The 2875-nt window shown below is 67.3% G+C and carries 4 protein-coding genes; 2 read left to right on the top strand and 2 right to left on the bottom strand.

Annotated elements, in window-relative coordinates; all coding sequences use genetic code 11:
• Positions 1-27: 27 nt before the first annotated feature.
• Positions 28-501 carry a hypothetical protein gene (locus tag QZV72_RS11610; protein ID WP_297008654.1) on the bottom strand — a complete coding sequence of 158 codons (474 nt, stop codon included), beginning with the start codon at positions 499-501 and terminating at the stop codon, positions 28-30.
• Positions 502-857: 356 nt separating this feature from the next.
• On the opposite strand from QZV72_RS11610, the gene QZV72_RS11605 reads away from it, so the two are divergent.
• Positions 858-1181 (top strand): RDD family protein, encoded by a 324-nt coding sequence (locus QZV72_RS11605; RefSeq protein WP_297008652.1) that lies wholly within the window; start codon positions 858-860, stop codon positions 1179-1181.
• Positions 1182-1669: 488 nt separating this feature from the next.
• On the opposite strand, the gene QZV72_RS11600 is transcribed toward QZV72_RS11605, so the two are convergent.
• Complete coding sequence (locus QZV72_RS11600; RefSeq protein WP_297008650.1) at positions 1670-2185, bottom strand: hypothetical protein; 516 nt, start codon at positions 2183-2185, stop codon at positions 1670-1672.
• Between the two features lie 184 nt (positions 2186-2369).
• Between QZV72_RS11600 and QZV72_RS11595 the strand changes: the two genes are divergently transcribed.
• Positions 2370-2714 (top strand): hypothetical protein, encoded by a 345-nt coding sequence (locus QZV72_RS11595; protein WP_297008649.1) that lies wholly within the window; start codon positions 2370-2372, stop codon positions 2712-2714.
• Positions 2715-2875 lie beyond the last annotated feature (161 nt).

Genomic DNA, 2875 nt, shown 5'->3' with positions numbered 1-2875 from the left:
GTTGCCGGTGTTGCCGGAGTCCGTCTGTCAGACGCCGCGGGCGGTGCCGTCGATGTGCTCAGCGATGCGCGGGGCGATCTCCGCCGAGTCGGCGACCCCTTCGCTCGTGTTGAGGGTGAGCACGGCGAGATCCTTGGCGACATGGATACCGCCCAAGGAGTCACTGGCCTCCTGCCAGGTCTCCATCGTCTCCGCATCCGGGAAAACGTTGATGCCGGTGTCGTACCCGTTCACGGTGAGGTCGAAGACTGCCTTTGCCCCGGACAGCTGCGCCTGGCCGCGCACCGGCTCCGAATGCTCGATACCGAGATCATCGAGGGCACTGATGAAGGTGTCGACCGAAGCCTGGATGTCGGAGACGGGCTGGTCGGTACTCTCCACCTCCTGCCCGGTGGTGATGGCCGGGGCGGCGTCAGTGGCGTCGTCGTCGTTGCCGCATGCTGCCAGTGCCAGAGCGGTCGCCAGGGCAAGAGCGCCGGCGGTGAACTTCGTGATGGTCATGTCTCTCCTGCGATCACAAGAGTCGGTCGGCTCCCGGTCAGGATCAGTTGTAACGTCCACGCCGGACAGCTCCACTCCAGCGTTCGAAAATCTGTCGGCGCCAAGGTCCTGATCACCACCGGCGACTAACCTGGATACGCGGACCCGAACACCGGGAGGCCCATCATGCAGGTACGCATCCATCCGCTCGCGAAGCGCCGCGTCCTCGCCTATGCCGCCGATTGTCTGGGGTATCTGGGGCTCGCCGCGACGACAGTGCCGCTCGGGTTGGCGCTGAACCGCCGGCACCTACCGACTGAACGTGAGGTGCTCGCTCTCAGCGCGATCCCACCGGTGCTCGCGACAGTGTGGGCGACGTGGGGGAATCACGACAGGAGAATCCGGCGACCTTCGGGAAGCGCCGGTTCCGGCTCCAGGTCGTCAACCGGGACACCGGTGCATCCCCCACCGTCCCGATGACCCTGTTGCGCAACAGCGTGAAGATCCTCGTTCCCTGGCAGGTCGGGCACACAGCGACCGTCACCGGCGCCTTCGGCGGGTTCGAGACCGCCCGCCCGCTGACGATGGTCACCTTGGTGGCGTCCTACGGACTTCTCATCGGCATGGTGTGGTCGGTTCTCGGCGGCGGGCGCCCCCTCCACGACCAGGTGGCGGGTACTGCGGTACGTCACAGTCGCTGACCGGGCTGCCGACGAAGGTGCGTCGGGAGATGAGTGACGAGGAGCGGCGGGGACTCATCGAACACACTGCAGCCTATGTGGTGACCGCGGGGCCGCAGGCCCCTCTAGAAGGAGCCCGGTGGCTGACGCCCTGACGTTGGAGGACGTGCGGTTCAGTTAGCAGCATGCCGCTCCTGCTGAGGTGATGTTCCCCGTTCCGTTGTAGCCCCTGTGTCCAGCGAAACCCCTGTGGAAGCTGCTCCTGCCCAGCGGCAGCTCTTCCTGTCGCCTCAGCTGGCTCAGGCGACAGGAAGAGCTGCCGCTGGGCAGGAAGAACTGCCGGCTGCCCCGAAACTCCGCTTCCTTGCAGTTGTTCTCCTCGATCCGGCGGTGTCGCTGGAGTAGGTGGCTCATCCGGTGGACGCCACGCTGCGTCCAGCCCGGAGTATTTTTGTTTCCCTTCCCTCGCGACCCGGCGGCTGCTACGCTGCGGTGCCATGGGGAAAATTCTACGATTCTCCGGCCCCGACGCGGGCCGGGCGCAGGTCATCTACGACAGCATGAGCACCACGGGGGAACACACCGATCTTCACACACTCGGGGAAACCGTCGTCGCGGCCGTCGCCGAACAGATCCGGCAGTAGGACGCCACCCGCGCGAGAGAGGCCGCGGCGTCCGGCGTCCGCCCCGCCGAGAGGTTCCCGATGGACAAGGCCCAGGCCCGTCTGCATGCCTGGGGCACGCTCGACCTCGGCGAGATCCCCGACGACATCTGGGCGGTCCTGAGCACCGCCGCCGTCTCCGCCATCCAGGCCGTCACCGGGTCCGACCGGCATGACCGGATCTTCGACATCGGCGTCATCGACGACCCGTACGGATCCGGCGACCGGGTCCTGTCGGTGACCTGCCTGCACACCGACGACAGTGCGGACGCCCGCCACGGTCTGACCGCTCCCGTCCACGGCGAAGCGATCGTCGTGCTCCACCAGGATCAGGACACGCTGACCAGGATCGACGAGCTCCACACCCGGGATCCGGAACTCCTGCAGGGCTGGTGGGTGGAGACCCTGAAGGAGATCGCCCCGGACGCCGCCGAGATCACCGGAATCAGCACCGACACCCTCACCGACATCCTCGTGCGGTCCCTCGCGACGAACATCAACTACCCGTTCCCCCGTTGCGTCGGGGCAGATCCGCTGCCCACACGGGGTGACCTTCGAGATTGTCTATACCACCGCGCAGGACGCCGCCGTGCACGCCCTGCGCGAGACGTGGCGGGACGACCGGAATGTCTCGGATCCGGACGTGATCGGTTCACTGGGCAACCTCGCCACGGGCATCATCGGCGAGACGCTCGACAAGTTCGGTGCGGAGGGCCTGGTCAGCGGGATCAGCGTCGCCGACGGTGCGGTGACGAATGCCGCCTGGGTGCGGGCGCTGGAGGACGCGGTCGACCGGGTCGCCGGGGAGGGACGCCACGTGCGGGCCGACATCGCCCGCGTCGTCGACCGGTCCGTGGTGATGCTGGCCGAGGAGTCCCTGGAATCCAGGTAGGTAGCTGGGTAGCCGGGATTACGTCACACAGCCGTCACGATCCGGGTGCCGTCGGGGTTGTCGCAGACCGCGGTGACCGGCTCATCGGTGGACCGGTAGTCACCGTCGACACCGCCGGCCACGGTGGTCGGCGTGGATGACGCGGCCCCGGGCGCCTCCGG

This window comes from uncultured Corynebacterium sp. (assembly GCF_902782855.1).
In the GTDB taxonomy this organism is placed as follows: Bacteria; Actinomycetota; Actinomycetes; order Mycobacteriales; family Mycobacteriaceae; genus Corynebacterium.
The sequence above is the reverse complement of the archived record's forward strand: the minus strand, read 5'-3'. Positions and strand labels throughout refer to the sequence as shown.